Annotated in this window: 19 protein-coding genes; 7 read left to right on the forward strand and 12 right to left on the reverse strand. The window is 58.1% G+C overall.

Annotated elements, in window-relative coordinates; translation table 11 throughout:
* Positions 1-9 precede the first annotated feature (9 nt).
* From surA to L972_RS04690, 5 genes are read left to right on the forward strand one after another with little or no spacing between them, the layout of a single operon-like run.
* On the forward strand, positions 10-1,308 hold the full coding sequence (gene surA, locus L972_RS04670) for a peptidylprolyl isomerase SurA (protein WP_005349338.1): 1,299 nt from the start codon (positions 10-12) through the stop codon (positions 1,306-1,308).
* A complete protein-coding gene (pdxA, locus tag L972_RS04675) occupies positions 1,308-2,303 on the forward strand; it encodes a 4-hydroxythreonine-4-phosphate dehydrogenase PdxA (protein WP_047436125.1) in 996 nt (331 codons plus the stop codon). Before surA ends, pdxA begins: the two co-directional genes overlap by 1 nt.
* On the forward strand, positions 2,293-3,105 hold the full coding sequence (gene rsmA, locus L972_RS04680; protein ID WP_005339016.1) for a 16S rRNA (adenine(1518)-N(6)/adenine(1519)-N(6))-dimethyltransferase RsmA: 813 nt from the start codon (positions 2,293-2,295) through the stop codon (positions 3,103-3,105). Before pdxA ends, rsmA begins: the two co-directional genes overlap by 11 nt.
* A gap of 4 nt (positions 3,106-3,109) precedes the next feature.
* Positions 3,110-3,472, forward strand: coding sequence for a Co2+/Mg2+ efflux protein ApaG (gene apaG, locus L972_RS04685; RefSeq protein WP_031227971.1), 363 nt, complete (start codon positions 3,110-3,112; stop codon positions 3,470-3,472).
* A 6-nt stretch (positions 3,473-3,478) separates the two neighbouring features.
* Complete coding sequence (locus L972_RS04690; RefSeq protein ID WP_005358331.1) at positions 3,479-4,300, forward strand: symmetrical bis(5'-nucleosyl)-tetraphosphatase; 822 nt, start codon at positions 3,479-3,481, stop codon at positions 4,298-4,300.
* Positions 4,301-4,418: 118 nt separating this feature from the next.
* Here L972_RS04690 and L972_RS04695 read toward each other — a convergent pair whose 3' ends face one another.
* The 3 genes from L972_RS04695 to L972_RS04705 all read right to left on the reverse strand — a co-directional run bounded on the left by L972_RS04695 (position 4,419) and on the right by L972_RS04705 (position 6,482).
* Entirely contained in the window at positions 4,419-4,919 is a 501-nt protein-coding gene (locus L972_RS04695) for a 2TM domain-containing protein (protein ID WP_047436128.1), read from the reverse strand.
* 123 nt (positions 4,920-5,042) lie between these two features.
* Positions 5,043-5,489, reverse strand: a complete 447-nt coding sequence (locus L972_RS04700) for a bleomycin resistance protein (RefSeq protein ID WP_193556531.1) — start codon at positions 5,487-5,489, stop codon at positions 5,043-5,045.
* A 3-nt stretch (positions 5,490-5,492) separates the two neighbouring features.
* Positions 5,493-6,482: a luciferase-like monooxygenase gene (locus L972_RS04705; protein WP_042054888.1), complete on the reverse strand. Its 990-nt coding sequence runs from the start codon at positions 6,480-6,482 to the stop codon at positions 5,493-5,495.
* 305 nt (positions 6,483-6,787) lie between these two features.
* Here L972_RS04705 and L972_RS04710 point away from each other — a divergent pair, with 305 nt between their 5' ends.
* Positions 6,788-7,126, forward strand: coding sequence for a hypothetical protein (locus L972_RS04710; protein WP_047436131.1), 339 nt, complete (start codon positions 6,788-6,790; stop codon positions 7,124-7,126).
* Positions 7,127-7,210: 84 nt separating this feature from the next.
* Here L972_RS04710 and L972_RS04715 read toward each other — a convergent pair whose 3' ends face one another.
* The 4 genes from L972_RS04715 to rplU form a co-directional block, all read right to left on the reverse strand.
* Positions 7,211-8,581 (reverse strand): YjiH family protein, encoded by a 1,371-nt coding sequence (locus tag L972_RS04715; protein ID WP_047436134.1) that lies wholly within the window; start codon positions 8,579-8,581, stop codon positions 7,211-7,213.
* A gap of 366 nt (positions 8,582-8,947) precedes the next feature.
* Positions 8,948-10,150, reverse strand: a complete 1,203-nt coding sequence (gene cgtA / locus L972_RS04720) for an Obg family GTPase CgtA (RefSeq protein WP_005339026.1) — start codon at positions 10,148-10,150, stop codon at positions 8,948-8,950.
* A gap of 200 nt (positions 10,151-10,350) precedes the next feature.
* A complete protein-coding gene (gene rpmA, locus L972_RS04725; protein WP_005339028.1) occupies positions 10,351-10,608 on the reverse strand; it encodes a 50S ribosomal protein L27 in 258 nt (85 codons plus the stop codon).
* A gap of 17 nt (positions 10,609-10,625) precedes the next feature.
* A complete protein-coding gene (rplU, locus tag L972_RS20595) occupies positions 10,626-10,937 on the reverse strand; it encodes a 50S ribosomal protein L21 (RefSeq protein ID WP_005304210.1) in 312 nt (103 codons plus the stop codon).
* 242 nt (positions 10,938-11,179) lie between these two features.
* Here rplU and ispB point away from each other — a divergent pair, with 242 nt between their 5' ends.
* On the forward strand, positions 11,180-12,151 hold the full coding sequence (ispB, locus tag L972_RS04735) for an octaprenyl diphosphate synthase (protein WP_047436139.1): 972 nt from the start codon (positions 11,180-11,182) through the stop codon (positions 12,149-12,151).
* A gap of 81 nt (positions 12,152-12,232) precedes the next feature.
* Here the strand turns inward: ispB and L972_RS04740 are convergent, their stop codons facing one another.
* From L972_RS04740 to hfq, 5 genes are all read right to left on the reverse strand, one after another.
* Positions 12,233-12,421: a DUF2065 family protein gene (locus L972_RS04740; RefSeq protein ID WP_005349283.1), complete on the reverse strand. Its 189-nt coding sequence runs from the start codon at positions 12,419-12,421 to the stop codon at positions 12,233-12,235.
* A gap of 105 nt (positions 12,422-12,526) precedes the next feature.
* Complete coding sequence (gene hflC / locus L972_RS04745) at positions 12,527-13,411, reverse strand: protease modulator HflC (RefSeq protein WP_005339038.1); 885 nt, start codon at positions 13,409-13,411, stop codon at positions 12,527-12,529.
* 3 nt (positions 13,412-13,414) lie between these two features.
* Positions 13,415-14,566 (reverse strand): FtsH protease activity modulator HflK, encoded by a 1,152-nt coding sequence (gene hflK, locus L972_RS04750; protein WP_047436141.1) that lies wholly within the window; start codon positions 14,564-14,566, stop codon positions 13,415-13,417.
* Positions 14,567-14,657: 91 nt separating this feature from the next.
* Positions 14,658-15,944: a ribosome rescue GTPase HflX gene (gene hflX / locus L972_RS04755; protein ID WP_047436144.1), complete on the reverse strand. Its 1,287-nt coding sequence runs from the start codon at positions 15,942-15,944 to the stop codon at positions 14,658-14,660.
* 63 nt (positions 15,945-16,007) lie between these two features.
* The gene (gene hfq / locus L972_RS04760; RefSeq protein ID WP_005339045.1) at positions 16,008-16,271 is read right to left on the reverse strand and encodes an RNA chaperone Hfq; all 264 of its coding nucleotides are present in this window, start codon (positions 16,269-16,271) and stop codon (positions 16,008-16,010) included.
* Positions 16,272-16,333 lie beyond the last annotated feature (62 nt).

The following is a 16,333-nucleotide window of genomic DNA, read 5'->3' on the forward strand; positions in this document are numbered from 1 at the left end:
GAGATGGATATGAAAAAGACCCTGATTGCCCTGCTGACCGCGGGAATGTTCGGTGCCATGAGCCAGGCCGCACTGGCTGCGCCCGAGCTGATGGACAAGGTGCTGGCCGTGGTCAACAAGGACGTGGTGCTGTCCAGCCAACAGGACGCACTGGTCAACAAGGTAAAACTCTCCGCTCAAGAGAGCGGCCAGTCCCTGCCTGACGATGCCACCCTGCGCAAACAGGCGCTGGATCGCCTGATCCAGGAGAGCCTGCAGTTGCAACTGGCGGAGCGCCAGGGGCTGAAGATCAGCGACACCCAGCTGGAACAGGCTATTCAGGGCATCGCTGCCGACAACAAAATGACCCTGGATCAGCTGCGGGCCCAGCTCGCCCGTGAAGGGATGACCTATGCCCAGTATCGGGAAGAGGTGCGCCGCGAGATCCTGATGAACGAGGTGCGCCGCAACCAGGTGCGCCGCCGTATCAACATCTCCGAGCAGGAGGTGAAGCAGGTGGTGGAGATCCTGAAGAAACAGGGTCAACAGCAGAACGAATACCACGTCGGCCATATCCAGATTGCCCTGCCGGACAACCCCACAGCCGCCCAGCTGGATGCCGCCAAGAGCAAGATCGAGCGCATTCTGGCCGCCCTCAAGCAAGGTGCCGACTTCCGCAAACTGGCCATTGCCGAGAGTAATGGTCCCAAGGCGCTGGAAGGGGGTGATTGGGGCTGGATGAGCCCGCAAGAGATGCCGACCCTGATGGCGGAAGCGGTGCAAGGTGCCAAGAAGGGCGACATCGTCGGCCCGCTGCGCTCCGGCGCCGGCCTGCACATCGTCAAAGTGTTCGACACCAAGGGTCAGCAACAAGTGATGCAGACCGAGGTGAAGGCACGTCACATCCTGATCAAGCCCTCCATCATCCTGAGCGAAGAGAAAGCCAAGGGGATGCTGGATGGCATTCTGCACGACATCAAGAGCGGCAAGGCCAGCTTCGCCAGCATGGCGGAGAAGTACTCCGAAGATCCGGGCTCTGCGGTGCAGGGTGGCGAACTGGGCTGGTCTGATCCCAACGTCTATGTCCCCGAGTTCCGCGACATGGTCAACCGTCTGCAACCGGGCCAGATCAGTGCCCCGTTCCGTACCAGCCATGGCTGGCACATCGTGCAGGTGGAAGATCGCCGCAGCCAGGATGCGACCGACAAGGCTCAGGAGCAGCGCGCCTACCAGCTGATCTACAACCGTCGCTTCGTGGAAGAGTCCCAGGCGTGGCTGGATGAGCTGCGTGACGAAGCCTACATCCAGATCGAAGGAGCCGGTAGCTGATGAGCTGCCGTCGCCTTGCCGTTACCCCGGGCGAACCGGCCGGGATCGGCCCGGATCTGGTGCTGCAGATTGCCCAGCAGGATTGGCCCCACCAGTTGGTGGTGATCGCCGATCCGGCGCTGCTGCGCGAGCGGGCAACCCTGCTTGGGCTGCCCATCGAGCTTGAGCCCTACGATGCCGCTGCCCCTGCCCGCCCCCAGCGGGCGGGCACTCTGACCGTCTGTCCGGTCACCCTCGGCGCTTCTGTGGTGCCGGGCGAGCTGAACGAAGGCAATGGCGCCTATGTATTGGCTACCCTGCAGCGTGCCTGTGATGGCAACATGAGCGGCGAATTTGCCGCCGTGGTGACCGGGCCGGCGCACAAGGGGATCATCAACCAGGCCGGGGTCTCGTTCAGTGGCCACACCGAGTTCTTTGCCCAGCAATCCAACACCGCCGATGTGGTGATGATGCTGGCAACCGAGGGGCTGCGGGTCGCACTGGCGACCACCCATATTCCGCTGGCCTATGTAGCGATGGCCATCACCGAAGATCGCCTCGGCAAGGTGATCCGGATCCTCAACGAGGATCTCACAACCAAGTTTGGTATCGCCAAACCCCGTATTTACGTCTGCGGCCTCAACCCCCACGCCGGGGAAGGTGGCCATCTTGGACGTGAAGAGATTGACGTGATCGAACCCGCCCTGGCCACCCTGCGCCAGGAGGGGATCGATCTGATCGGCCCGTTGCCGGCCGACACCCTGTTCCAGGAGAAATACCTCAAGGATGCGGATGCGGTACTCGCCATGTACCACGACCAGGGGCTGCCCGTGCTCAAGTACAAGGGCTTCGGCAGTTCGGTCAATATCACCCTGGGGCTTCCCTTCATCCGCACTTCGGTGGATCACGGCACCGCGCTGGATCTGGCAGGCAAGAGCCTGGCCGATCCGGGCAGCCTTGTCACCGCGATTAACCACGCCATCAAGATGGTAGAGAAAAAAAGATATGAGCAGTAAGGTGCACATGGGCCACACGGCCCGTAAGCGTTTCGGTCAGAACTTCTTGCACGACCGGTATGTGATCGATCAAATCGTCGCCGCCATCAACCCGCAGCCGGGTCAGAATCTGGTGGAGATCGGTCCGGGTCTGGCCGCGCTGACCGAGCCGGTTGCCGCCCAGATGGACAAAATGACCGTGGTCGAGCTTGACCGGGACCTGGCAGCTCGCCTGCGCGAGCACCCGACTCTCAAAGACAAGCTGACCGTCATCGAAGCGGACGCCATGCGTTTCGACTTCGGCACCCTGATGGGTGAAGGCAAGGGGCCGCTGCGTATCTTCGGCAACCTGCCCTACAACATCTCCACCCCGCTCATCTTCCACCTGTGCGAGTTCGCTGATCGGGTAGAAGACATGCACTTCATGCTGCAAAAGGAAGTGGTGTTGCGTCTGGCCGCAGGCCCGGGCAGCAAGGCTTATGGCCGTCTCAGCGTGATGACCCAGTACTACTGTCAGGTAGTGCCTGTGCTGGAAGTGGGCCCGGGTGCCTTCAAACCGGCGCCGAAAGTGGACTCTGCCGTGGTTCGCCTGATCCCGCACAAGAATCCGACCATAGTCGCAAAAGACATTCGTTGTCTGAATCGCGTCTGTACCGAGGGCTTTGGCCAGCGTCGCAAGACCATCCGCAACAGCTTCTCCAACTTCATCACCGACGCCCAGCTGACCGAACTTGGTATCGATGGCAACCTGCGCCCGGAGAATCTCTCCCTCGAGCAGTTTGTCATGATCGCCAACTGGCTGGCGGATCAGCAACAGGCCTGATCCTGTGGCACTCCCGCACATCGAGATCCGCCCATACCCCGTGTATGTGGCGGGCTCCAAAGACCCTTACCAGTTTCACTATCTGATCGAGATTGAGAATCTGGGGCCCGGCCCGGTGCAACTGCTGCATCGACGCTGGCTCATCACCGATGCCAATGGCAAGATGCTGGAAGTGGCAGGCCCGGGCGTGGTCGGGGAACAACCCGTCATTGCCGAAGGTGAGACCTACCGCTACCAGAGCGGCGTGCCGCTAGCGACCCCGCTTGGGGTGATGGAAGGGAGCTATACCCTGCAAGATGGCTCTGGTCAGCAGTTTGAGGCGCCCATCGCCCCCTTCACGCTGGCTATCCCCAATATTATCAACTGAGGTTTCATGGCGAACTGTTTTGTCGGTGACATCCAGGGCTGTTACGACGACTTGCGCCGTCTGCTGGATCTTGCCGCGTTCGATCCCGAAAATGACGTGCTCTGGCTCTGCGGCGATCTGGTCGCCCGCGGCCCGGACTCCCTCAATACCCTGCGTTTTGTCAAAGGGCTGGGCAACCGTGCCGTTACCGTGCTCGGCAACCACGACCTGCACCTGCTGGCGGTCGCCGATGGCGTTGCACCGCTCAAGAAGAAAGACAAGCTGCAAAGCCTGATGGATGCCCCTGATCGGGATGAACTGCTGGAGTGGCTGCGCCACCGCCCACTGCTGGCCGAACATCCGGATCTCCCCATCATGATGGTGCATGCCGGGATCTCCCCCGCATGGGATGTCCGCACCGCGCGCAACTGCGCCCGCGAGGTAGAGAGCCTGCTGCGCGGTGACCAGTACAGCTGGCTGCTGCACAACATGTACGGTGACCAGCCCGATGGCTGGAAAGATGATCTGGTCGGGATCGACCGCTACCGCTACATCATCAACACCTTCACCCGGATGCGCTTCTGCTATTTCGACGGTCGTCTCGACTTCAAATGCAAGAAGGGGCCCAAGGAGTCGACCCCGGGCCTGCGCCCCTGGTTCGAGCAGCGCGAGCATCACGTGGATGACCCCATTCTGGTGTTCGGCCACTGGGCGGCCCTGATGGGCAACACCGGCAAGAGCGATATCAAGGCACTCGATACCGGCTGTGTCTGGGGCAACAGCCTCACCCTGTGGCGCTACGAGGATGATGCCCTGATCGCCACCCCCTGCCCGGTTCACGCCAGCTAGGGGGACGCAGCAATCTGGCGGTCGCTGCCGCACGGATTGCCACAACCCGTTCCAATAACAAAGCCCGGCAATCTGCCGGGCTTGCTGTTTTAGGTTCCCTGTTTTCCAGCGAATGAAGTTACAACTTGCGCCCCAGCCGCTTCTCGATCTGGCGCCGCTCCCACTCGGGGCCAAACAGCTTGAAGGGCTGAAACACCCGAACAGCATGGGAGGCAAGCCCCAGCCCCCAACCCAGGGTTGGCCACCAGGCCCAGATGTACTCCGGATTGCTCAGGTAGTTGATGACAAACAGCCCGCAGATCACCACCACGTAGCTGGCGGCATGGTGATAGAAGCCCTTGAGCTCCTCCACATAGCGCATTGCCGCCCGCTCCTCTGCCGATACCTGCACCGCATCCTGACCCATAGTGTCACTTCCTCTCATCTCGCGCTCCTGTTGCTCTGACCCATCCAGTTGAGCCACATCGAGTTCAAAGACGGCGGCCAGGGCCTTGAGAGATTCCAGTCCGGGTTGCTGCCCCTGCTCGATCCGCTGGATAGTGCGGACACTCAAACCAGTCAACGTTGCCAACTGATCCTGAGACCAACCCCGCTGCAATCTCAACTTCCTGACGATCATCTCGAACTCCTTGTGGTAATTGACAGGGCCAGCATAGGGCTTGCGCCGCGAAAGGTGACACGACAGATGGCCGACATACATCTGACAGTCCTTTAAAATCAGATGGTTAAGATTTTTATCTTGTCAGTCAGCCGCTCGTTCCCCCAGATATTGCACAAACCGTAACAGATAACCATCGGGATCCTGCAGCAAAAATTCGCGCTGCCCGGCCAGCATCTCGCCCACTGGATACCAGACCTCAGTGGGCTGCCGGAAAAGTGCAATCCCGGCGGCCTGCAAGCGGTCGAGTAGCGGCTGGATCTCGGTCAGCTCCATCTGCAGATTGATCCCCCGACCGAACGGTGGCTCCAGCGCCCCGACCTGCCAACCCGCCGGATGTACCTGCTCCAGCATCAGTTGTACCTGTTGCTGTTCAAGATAAGCAAAAGGAGGGTCATCGCGCCGATAGCGGACCGAGAAGCCCAACAAACCGGTATAGAAAACCAGAGATCGAGCCAGATCGGTAACCGACAGCTCCGGTACCATGGGATTCCAATACACCTCATCCACCGCGACAGTAGGGTTCGTCATGGCTTACAGGCTCTGCATCAGCTCGGCGGCAATCTCGAAAGAACGCAGTCGGGCCTGATGATCGACGATAGGACCGTTGAACATCAGCTCATCGGCGCGGGTTTCCGCCAGCAGCGCCTTGAGACCGTGACGAACCTGCTCCGGATCTCCCACCAGAGAGCGGGCTAAGGTCTGCTCCATCGCCATCAGCTCCCGGGGTGCCCACTCGTCGCCAAGCTGGACGACCGGCGCGGGCAGCTTGCCCGCATCACCGCGATGGAGGCGCAAAAACTGCTGCTGCACGGTAGTGAACTGAAAGCGGGCTTCGCGCTCGCTGTCGGCGGCGATCATATTGATACAGACCACCGCATGGGGCTTGGGCCAGCGCGCAGAGGGGCGATACTGGCTACGATAGATCTCCAGCGCCTGCAGCAACATGGCGGGAGCAAAATGGGAGGCAAACCCGAACGGCAAACCCATCGCCGCCGCCAGTTGCGCGCTGTAAAGGCTGGAACCCAGCAGCCAAATAGGCAGATGCAGCCCCTGGCCGGGCACCGCCTGCACCGCGCCAATCTCGTCGCCAAAATAGCTCATCAGCTCGCGCACATCGGCTGGGAAATCATCCACCTCGCCACTGCGCATACGCCGTAGCGCCCGCATGGTGCGCTGATCGGTACCGGGGGCGCGACCAAGGCCCAAATCGATGCGGTCGGGATAGAGAGAAGCCAAAGTGCCAAACTGCTCGGCAATCACCAGTGGCGAGTGGTTCGGCAGCATGATGCCACCCGCGCCGATCCGCAGAGTGGTGGTGGCCTCGGCCAGATGACCGATCAGCACCGAGGTGGCGGCACTGGCAATGCCCGGCATGTTGTGATGTTCAGCCAGCCAGTAGCGCTGGTAACCCCAACCCTCGGCATGGCGGGCAAGATCCCGTGAACGGCGAAACGACTCGGCAGGCACGGAACCTTCGGCAACAGGCACCAGATCGAGCACGGAATAGGGGATGGCAGACATGGGTCACTCCATTGATTTACAGGCCAGTAACAAGTGGGGCAATGTAGCACGGGATACCTGAATGAATCACTATCTCCTGCCACACTCTGCCTGCCAAGCGGCAGCAATCGAACGGAACAAATCTCAGGCAAGTATTGTTTGAACGCTCATCCTGCTGGCCGCACAAGCCCGTGGGTGGATCATATTTTCTTACATTTGCGGGCTGGCCTGAGCGCCCCCGGCTGGTTATAACGGTGCCCCTATAGCGAAGGGGGAGCAATAGACTCCCCCTCACTCTTTGTCACACCACACTGTTCAGGTTATCTATGTCAAAACATCTCGTTCTGCTGGGCGCACTGACGCTCTCCGGTTGCGCCCTGTTGTCTCCCCCCGCCCCTACCGTCACCCCGGTGCACCTTGCCGATCCCAGCCAGCGCGGCTTCTACATAGAGTGCAGCAGCATGAAAGCCTGCTTCCAGCAGGCCAACCAGACCTGCCCGCAAGGTTACAAGGAGACCGATCGTCGTCAGCAGACTCTCTACAGCACCCAGTATCTGGGGGGAAGCTATGACGACGAGAAGAAGGTCTACAAGGCAGCCAAGCCCTATCGCATCGCCAACACAATCCACTCGCTGACCATCCAGTGTCCCGTCACTACAGGCTGAGCCAACCGAAGGGGGACTCTCTCCCGTTACTGCGAAAAAGAAAACGGTCAACCGAGGTTGACCGTTTTTCACTGCGCTGCGTCCTTAGAACAGCAGGTGTGCCACCCCGGCAATAACGGGCAAGGTAACCAGAGTGCGCAGCAGGAAGATAACGAACAGCTCCCACAGCTTGACCGGGATCTTGCTGCCCAGCAGCAGGGCGCCCACTTCCGACATATAGATCAGCTGGGTCACTGACATGGCGGCAATCACGAAGCGGGTCATGTCACTCTCGATGGTCGAGGCCAACACTGCCGGAATGAACATGTCGGCAAAACCGACCATGATGGTCTTGGAAGCCGCTTCCGCCTCCGGCAGTTGCAGCAGCTCCAGCAAGGGGACGAACGGAGCGCCAAGCCAGTTGAAGATAGGGGTATGTTCGGCCAGTATCAGGGCGCAGGTACCGATCGCCATCACCACCGGCAGCACGCCAAACACCATATCCAGTGCATTCTTCACCCCTTCTCGCGCGACGGCGCCGAGATTTGTCATGCTGTCAGCCTTGGTCAGGGCACGCTCGAAACCATAGCTCATCACGCTGTGCTGGTGCGGCACTGCTTCCTGCTTGCGGCACAGGGGAGTGCCATCGGCATAGATGTCTTTCTTCCAGCAGAGCGGTGGCAGACGCGGCACCACGATGGCGGCAACCACCCCCGCCAGACAGACGGTCAGGTAGAAGGGGACGAACATGTGCTCCAGCTTCACCTGGGAGATCACCACCAGACAGAAGGTGATGGAGACGGCAGAGAAGGTAGTGCCAATCACCGCGGCTTCACGCTGGGTATAGAACTTCCCTTCGTACTGCTTGCTGGTCAGCAGGATACCGACGCTGCCATCGCCGAGCCAGGAGGCAAAGCAGTCCACAGCCGAACGACCCGGCAACCGGAACACCGGACGCATGATGCGGGTCATCATGGTGCCGACAAATTCCAGCAGCCCGAAATCGAGCAGCAACGGCAGCAGCAGGCCGGCAAAAATGAAGACCGAGAACAGCACCGGCAGCAGATCGATGAGCACCAGTCCACCGGTTGCGCCGGAGTAAAGCACCTCAGGCCCCACCTGGAAGAAGGTCAGCAGCACGAAGATACCGCCCAATACCCGCACGCAGGCCCAGAAAGGGGAGACATTGAACAAGCTGTTGAGGAAAGGACGACGCACCAGAATCGCTGGCTTGAACCACCAGGCAATCAGCGTCATCAGCATGGTGGTGGTGATCACCGCACTGACCATGGCGACCAGATAATCGGCAAAAACGCGCTGTACCAGCTTGGCCAGCACGGCCACCGGGATGGTGACGTTACCGTCATAGACGACCGGCGTCATGAACAGCAGGATCCCGATAAGTGACGGAACCAGAAACATCAACAAGTTACGGCGAGTATTGACCGCAGGTGCTTCGAGACTCTTTTCCAACATGATATGACTGCCCTAATGTTACTTTTCCCTAGCCCGGCCAACCTGCGTATTCATGCATTAACCGGCAAAACGGGCGCAAGAATACTCTAAAAAAATGCACAAACAACCCCTTAAAGCAGAAATCTGCGCATAAATATTTCCACAGGTAAACCTCCTATTAAAACAATAAGATACAGCGGCGCATATCGATTCAATCGACATCGCCAGATGATTGTTTCGTTATTGTTAATTTTGGTGGGCAGTATAATCGGTTATCAGTGGCAGGCAATAAGTGACATCACAAATATACCTAATGAGTTGCTGCTCGATAGACATAAAAAAACCGGAGCCTGTGCAGGCTCCGGTTTTCAATGAGAGTGACGGGGATCAGTCACGGACGTAGATGACTTCAACGCCATCATCTTCGTCGTCATCCCAATCGTCATCATCAAGCCCTTCATCGAAGGCAAGAGAGGCAGCCAGTGCTTCCGCTTCAGCCTTGGCCAACTGGTTCTTGTGGTAGTCGTCCCACTTGAACTCCACCTTCTCGATGGCGTCTTTGGCATCTTCCGCCAGCTGACGGGGCATGGTATCCAGCAGATCCAGAATGTCGTAGCAGACCTTCTTGGTGCCTTCCTTGCTGATGGCAGTGATGGCATAGACCGGACCTTCGTGGTTCAGGGCCGCCTTGACGCGATCCATCACCTCCTGGGCTTCCTCTTCCAGGATCAGGTCCATCTTGTTAAACACCAACCAGCGCGGCTTGCCAGCCAGTTCCGGGCTGTACTTCTCCAGCTCCTTGACGATGGTCACGGCATTTTCAGCAGGATCGGAGCCATCAACCGGGCAGATATCCACCAGGTGGATCAGCACGCGGCAACGCTCGAGGTGTTTCAGGAAGCGGATACCCAGACCTGCGCCTTCGGCAGCACCTTCGATCAGACCCGGGATATCGGCGATCACGAAGGAGCGGGAGTTCTCACCACGCACCACACCCAGGTTCGGTACCAGGGTAGTGAAGGGGTAATCAGCCACTTTCGGGCGAGCCGCAGAAACGGCGCGAATAAAGGTAGACTTGCCTGCGTTGGGCAGACCCAGCATGCCGACATCGGCCAGCAGCAGCAGCTCCAGCTTCAGGGTACGCACTTCACCCGGAGTACCGTTACTCTTCTGACGGGGAGCACGATTGACGGAGCTCTTGAAGCGGGTGTTGCCCAGACCGTGGAAACCACCTTTGGCAACCAGCAGCTTCTGCTCGTGGTGGGTCAGATCCCCCAGCAGTTCACCGGTATCTTCATCGGTCGCACGGGTACCGACCGGCACACGCAGGATCTTGTCCTTGCCGCGGCGACCGGTACAGTTGGCGCTCTGGCCATTCTCGCCACGCTCGGCAGCATGGAAACGCTCGAAACGGTAGTCGATCAGGGTATTGAGGTTTTCGTCGGCGATCAGATATACGTCGCCACCGTCACCGCCGTCACCGCCGTCCGGACCACCGTTGGGAATATATTTTTCACGGCGAAAGCTTACACAACCGTTACCACCGTCACCGGCATCGACTCGAATCTGGACTTCATCAACAAACTTCATAGGTAACCGTCACCTTAATTCGAAAAACCGATACGCAATTATAGTGGTACAGACCCCTGCGGGCGATACGCATCTTGCCAATCATGCCCGTCAGAGCCAAAGTCAGCTGCGTTCCGTTTTTTCGTCAACGACATCAGAAAGACGTCAGAAAAACAAAAGCCCCGCCTGTTGGCGGGGCTTCGGATCCTTGCGGTCCGTAATTACTCAGCAACGATGCTAACGTACTTACGATTCAGCGGACCTTTAACTTCGAACAGGATTTTACCAGTCGCGGTAGCGAACAGGGTGTGATCCTTGCCCAGACCAACGTTGGTGCCAGCGTGGAACTTGGTACCACGTTGACGAACGATGATGCTGCCAGCCAGAACTGTTTCGCCGCCGAAACGCTTCACGCCCAGGCGTTTAGCTTCAGAATCGCGACCGTTGCGGGATGAACCGCCAGCTTTTTTGTGTGCCATTTATCGGACTCCTCTAATTAAGCGCTGATGCCAGTGATTTTGACTTCAGTGAACCACTGACGGTGGCCCGCTTGCTTACGATGGTGCTTACGACGACGGAACTTGACGATAGTCACTTTCTCGCCACGGCCGTGAGCCACAACTTCAGCTACAACCTTGCCACCTTCAACGAAAGGAGCACCTACTTTAAAAGTGTCGCCTGCAGCAACCATCAGAACTTCGTTGAAGTCGATGGTAGCGCCAGTCTCAACGTTCAGCTTTTCCAGACGAACGATTTGACCTTCGGCCACACGGTGTTGTTTTCCGCCGCTTTGGAATACCGCGTACATTTGATTAACTCCGTAAAGGCATGTCTTTTGCTCAAGGCTAGACATGCGCAAAAACCTATAACAATGGGCGGGCATTCTACGCAAATCGATCTGCTCAGGCAAGGCCAATTTAGCAAAAAGTTTATTTTGTGCGCATATCTGCCGCCGTGGATAAACGCCTAACTGTAACCCATTGTGAAATCGTGTAGAATCCCTGCCATTACTAAAATCGCAGTTATTGCTGCTGTCACGTTACGAGACTTATGGACCAACAGACTATCCGTGCGCTCTGTGCCGCCGACATGACGGCGGTCAATGAACTGATCCTGGCCCGACTCCAGTCCGACGTTAGTCTGATTAATCAGCTGGGTTTCTACATTGTCAGCGCCGGCGGGAAACGGATGCGCCCAATGCTGACCGTGATGGCTGCGCGTGCGCTGGGCTATGAGGGTGAGGATCACCTGAAACTGGCCGCCATCATCGAATTCATTCACACCTCTACCCTGCTGCATGACGACGTGGTCGACGAATCCGACCTGCGCCGTGGCAGGGAGACCGCCAACGCCATGTTTGGCAATGCCGCCAGCGTGCTGGTCGGTGACTACCTCTATAGCCGCTCCTTCCAGATGATGGCCGAACTCTCCAACCTGCGGGTGATGGAGATCCTCTCGGATGCCACCAACACCATCGCCGAAGGGGAAGTGTTGCAGCTGATGAACTGCAACGATCCGGATACCACCGAAGAGAGCTACATGACGGTCATCTACTGCAAGACCGCCAAGCTGTTCGAGGCCGCTACCCGACTCGCCGCCGTGCTGACCCATCAGCCCGAGCCCGTCGAGCAGGCCATGACCGATTACGGCAAGTATCTGGGCACCGCGTTCCAGATCATCGATGACGTGATGGACTACTGCTCCCATAGCGAAGAGATGGGCAAGAACGTCGGCGACGATCTGGCCGAAGGCAAACCGACCCTGCCGCTGCTGCGCGCCATGGAAGTGGGCACACCGGAAGAGCGCCAGCTGGTGCGCGATGCCATCGAACACCGCAACGGCATGGAGCATCTTGAGCAGATCCTTGGCATTCTCGACCGCACTGGCGCGCTGGAGTACTCCCGCATGCGTGCCAGGGAAGAGGCCGACAAGGCCATTGCCGCCCTCGCCATCCTGCCGGACTCCCCGCACAAGCACGCGCTGGAAACACTGGCCCACATGGCCGTGCAGCGCAGTGCCTGAGTAAACGACATGCATGAAAAAAGAGGCCTTCGGCCTCTTTTTTATTGTCTGCTATCTGCTGGACAGTACATTGCGCCAGACTCAGCGACTGAGCATCCAGAGGATCACGCTACCCGCCACCACTAGCGAGCCGCCGATACGGCGCAACTGCTCCGGTGGCTGATCGCTCAGCAGCCGTAACATCTGCTGCCATGCCCTTGGTATCAACAGCGGGCCGAGCCCCTCGAACAACAACAGCAATCCCAACCCCATCAGCATGGATGTCAGCATCCGATCTCCTTCAATGCAACCAGCCCCTCGGGTCAACGGCTGGCATTGGCACCAAAAACAAAAGGGTCTGACAATGCAGACCCTTTGAATGTGACCTCGTGGCGATTACTGCTTGGTGCCGTGAGGAGACTTGAGGTAACGGAAGAACTCGCTGTCCGGCTTGAGCACCATCAGGTCGTTGCCACCGGCAAAGCTCTTGCGATAGGCCTCCATGCTACGCACGAAGCTGAAAAACTCGGGGTCTTTCTTGTAGCTGTCGGCATAGATCTTGGCGGCTTCCGCATCCCCTTCACCACGCAGTTGGCGAGCGTTACTCTCGGCGTCGGCGATCATGACGGTCACCTTGCGGTCGATATCGGCACGCAGGATTTCAGCCTTCTCGCGCCCCTGAGAGCGGTGCTCACGGGCAACTGCGGTACGCTCGGCGCGCATCCGCTGGTAGATGGAGTTGGAGACTTCCACCGGCAGGTTGATCTGCTTGATCCGCACATCCACCACCTTGATACCGAGCTCGGAGGAGCGCGCCATCTTCTTCAAGGCATCTTCCATCACGGTACTGCGCTCACCGGAGACGATGTCCTTGATGGTGCGGTTACCGATCTCGGAACGCAGACCGTTATTGATCTTGCGTTTGAGCAGATCTTCAGCCTGCAGCTTGTTGCCACCACCGGTTGCCAGGTAGTACTTGGAGAAGTCCTCGATCTTCCACTTCACGTAAGAGTCGATGATCAGGTCTTTCTTCTCGGAGGTGACAAAACGGTCGGCCTGGCTGTCAATGGTCTGGATGCGGGCATCCATCTTGCGAACCTGGTCGATGAGCGGCACCTTGAAGTGCAGGCCCGGCTCATAGAGGCGGGGTTCACCGGAGTCAACCCGCTTCACCTTGCCAAACTGCACCACAATCCCCTTCTGACCTTCATCAACGATAAAGACAGAGGAGAAGCAGACCATGGCCGCGACAGCGATTGCACCAATAGCTAGCTTTTTCATCTATCAGTTTCTCCCTGAGCTGAAGCGGTCACCGCTACGCAGCGGCATTGTCGGGGTAGAGTTGGCACCCTCGTTGGAAACGGGGACCTGCTCTGTGACCGGGGCGACAGTGGTACGATCAGACTGGGCAGCCTTCGGCTTGCCGGACAGCTTGTCGAGCGGCAGGTAGATCATGCTGTTGTTGCCAGCCGGCATGTCGACCACCACCTTGTTGGCCTGCTGATAGAGCTCTTCCATCGTTTCCAGATAGATACGCTCACGGGTCAGCTCGGGGGCAGCCAGATACTGGGGCAGCAGCTCGTTGAAGCGAGCAACTTCACCCTGGGCTTTCAACACGATCTGGGATTTGTAAGCTTCCGCTTCCTGCTCCAGACGCTTCACCTGGCCACGAGCCTTGGGCTCCACTTCACGGGCATAGGCTTCTGCTTCACGAATGAAACGCTGTTCATCTTCCTGAGCGGAGATGGCGTCATCAAACGCGTCTTTCACCTCTTCCGGCGGACGCGCCGGCAGGAAGTTGACGTCGACGATCTGCAGACCCATCTGGTAAGGCTCGATGATGCCATCGATCACCTGCCAGGTCTCCTGACGCACCTTCTCACGACCGGTAGTCAGGACATCATCCATCCGGGTATGACCCACTACATAGCGCAGGGCGCTATCGGTGGCCTGACCCAGACTCTCGTCGGCATTGGTCACGCTGAACAGATACTGCTCAGGATTGACCACACGGTACTGCACGTCCATCTCGACCCGTACCACGTTCTCATCCTGAGTCAGCATGAAACCGGAGGCAGGCAGGGAGCGCACGGACTCAACGTCCACCGGGATCACCTGATCGATAAAGGTCGGCTTCCAGCGCAGGCCCGGCTCGACAATATGGGAAAACTTGCCAAACCGCAGCACGGCACCACGCTCCGCTTCGCGAATGGTGTAGAAGCCGCTGACGACCCACACCACCACAGCCACAACCAGCGCGATGGAGATACCAAAGCGACCTACATCGCCGCCAGATTTGCCGCCACCAAACAAGCCACCGAAACGGCGACTCACTTTGCGCAGCATTTCATCCAGATCAGGGGGTCCCTGATTCTTGCCGTTATTCCCCCAAGGGTCACGGTCTTTGCCGTTGTTACCAGGCTCATTCCAAGCCATCAGCGTCTCCATTAATACATGCGGATGGATATCATCTCTATCGGGCCGTCATACGTTGAGAAGCCCCTAAGGGTTCATCTTCATCAACGAATCAATACCTGATAAAGCGTTGTAAACTCTCACCTTCCTGTTTCACGAGGCGGTTCCAGTCGGCCACTTGCAAGCGGACTTCCAGCACGAAATCACCCTCCTCGCTAAAACCTTCCTGCTCAATCCCTTTCAGCTGATAGAGCGCACTGCGCAATCTCGCGGCAGAAGGAGGCAACTGCAGGGTGTGATGCACCATGGAGCCAGCCAGCAATTCGGTCAGCGCCGTAAACAGATGCTCACAACCTTCACCAGTCTGGGCCGACAACCAGACGCGCAACGGGCGCCCCTCGTCATCTCGCTCCAGACCTGCAGGACGATCCGCCAGCTTGTCGATCTTGTTGCAGATCATCAGCTGGGGCCTGTCATCGGCTTCGATCTCGGCCAACACCTGCTGCACGGAATCGATATTCTCCTGCATCTGCTCATCGGCACAGTCCACCACATGCAGCAGCAGATCCGCTTCACGGGTCTCCTGCAGGGTCGCCTTGAAGGCCGCGACCAGATCATGGGGCAAGTGTCGAATAAATCCAACTGTATCCGCCAAAATCACATCACCCACATCCCGGATCACCAGTTTACGCAGGGTAGGATCCAGAGTTGCGAACAATTGGTCGGCAGCATACACGCTGGCAGCTGTAAGTTGGTTGAACAAAGTGGACTTTCCGGCGTTGGTATAACCAACCAGTGACACCGTCGGCACTTCGTTGCGGTTGCGGGCACGGCGTCCCTGCTCCCGCTGCTTGGCCACCTTGTCGAGCCGACGCAAAATCGCCTTGATGCGTTCCCGCAACAGACGTCGGTCGGTTTCAAGCTGGGTTTCACCCGGGCCACGCAGACCGATCCCGCCCTTTTGACGCTCAAGGTGGGTCCAGCCTCGCACCAGACGAGTGGAAAGATGGCGCAACTGGGCCAGTTCGACCTGCAGTTTTCCTTCGTGGGTTCGGGCGCGCTGGGCAAAGATATCGAGGATCAGGCCGGTTCGATCCACCACCCGGCACTGGAACAGACGCTCCAGGTTGCGCTCCTGGGCAGGGGTCAGGGCATGGTTGAAGATGACGACGTCGGCATCCAGCATCTGGACTTGGGACGCGATCTCTTCAGCCTTGCCACTGCCGACAAAAAATTTGGCACTGGGCGCACTGCGACTGGTGGTAATTACCCCCAGCGCATTGACTCCGGCCGAGCTCACCAACATCTTGAGCTCTTCCAGATCCTCCCGCTCACCCTCATCACTGAAGTTGACATGCACCAGAACGGCCTGTTCGCCAGCTTCATAACGGTCAAACAAGCGCTTGCTCCTTAACAGGAATCATGATGAATCTGAGTTGGCGAGTCGACTCGCCCAAGGATATCACGCCTCGGCATCACCTTGTTCATCAGCCGCGCCACCCGGAGTGGGCTGGTGATGATTGACGGCACGGGCCGGTACGACAGTCGAGATGGCGTGCTTGTAAACCATCTGGCTCACGGTGTTTTTCAGCAGGATAACAAACTGGTCAAAAGACTCGATCTGACCTTGCAGTTTGATGCCGTTCACCAAATAGATAGAAACAGGAATCCGCTCACGGCGCAGCGCATTCAAAAACGGGTCTTGGAGAGATTGCCCCTTAGCCATTTTTCTTTTCCTTATAGTTTGTTGTTTTTAAACACCGAATATCAATATAACAACCTGATTAT

The organism is Aeromonas sp. ZOR0001, assembly GCF_000801015.1.
Classification (GTDB): domain Bacteria; phylum Pseudomonadota; class Gammaproteobacteria; order Enterobacterales; family Aeromonadaceae; genus Aeromonas; species Aeromonas veronii.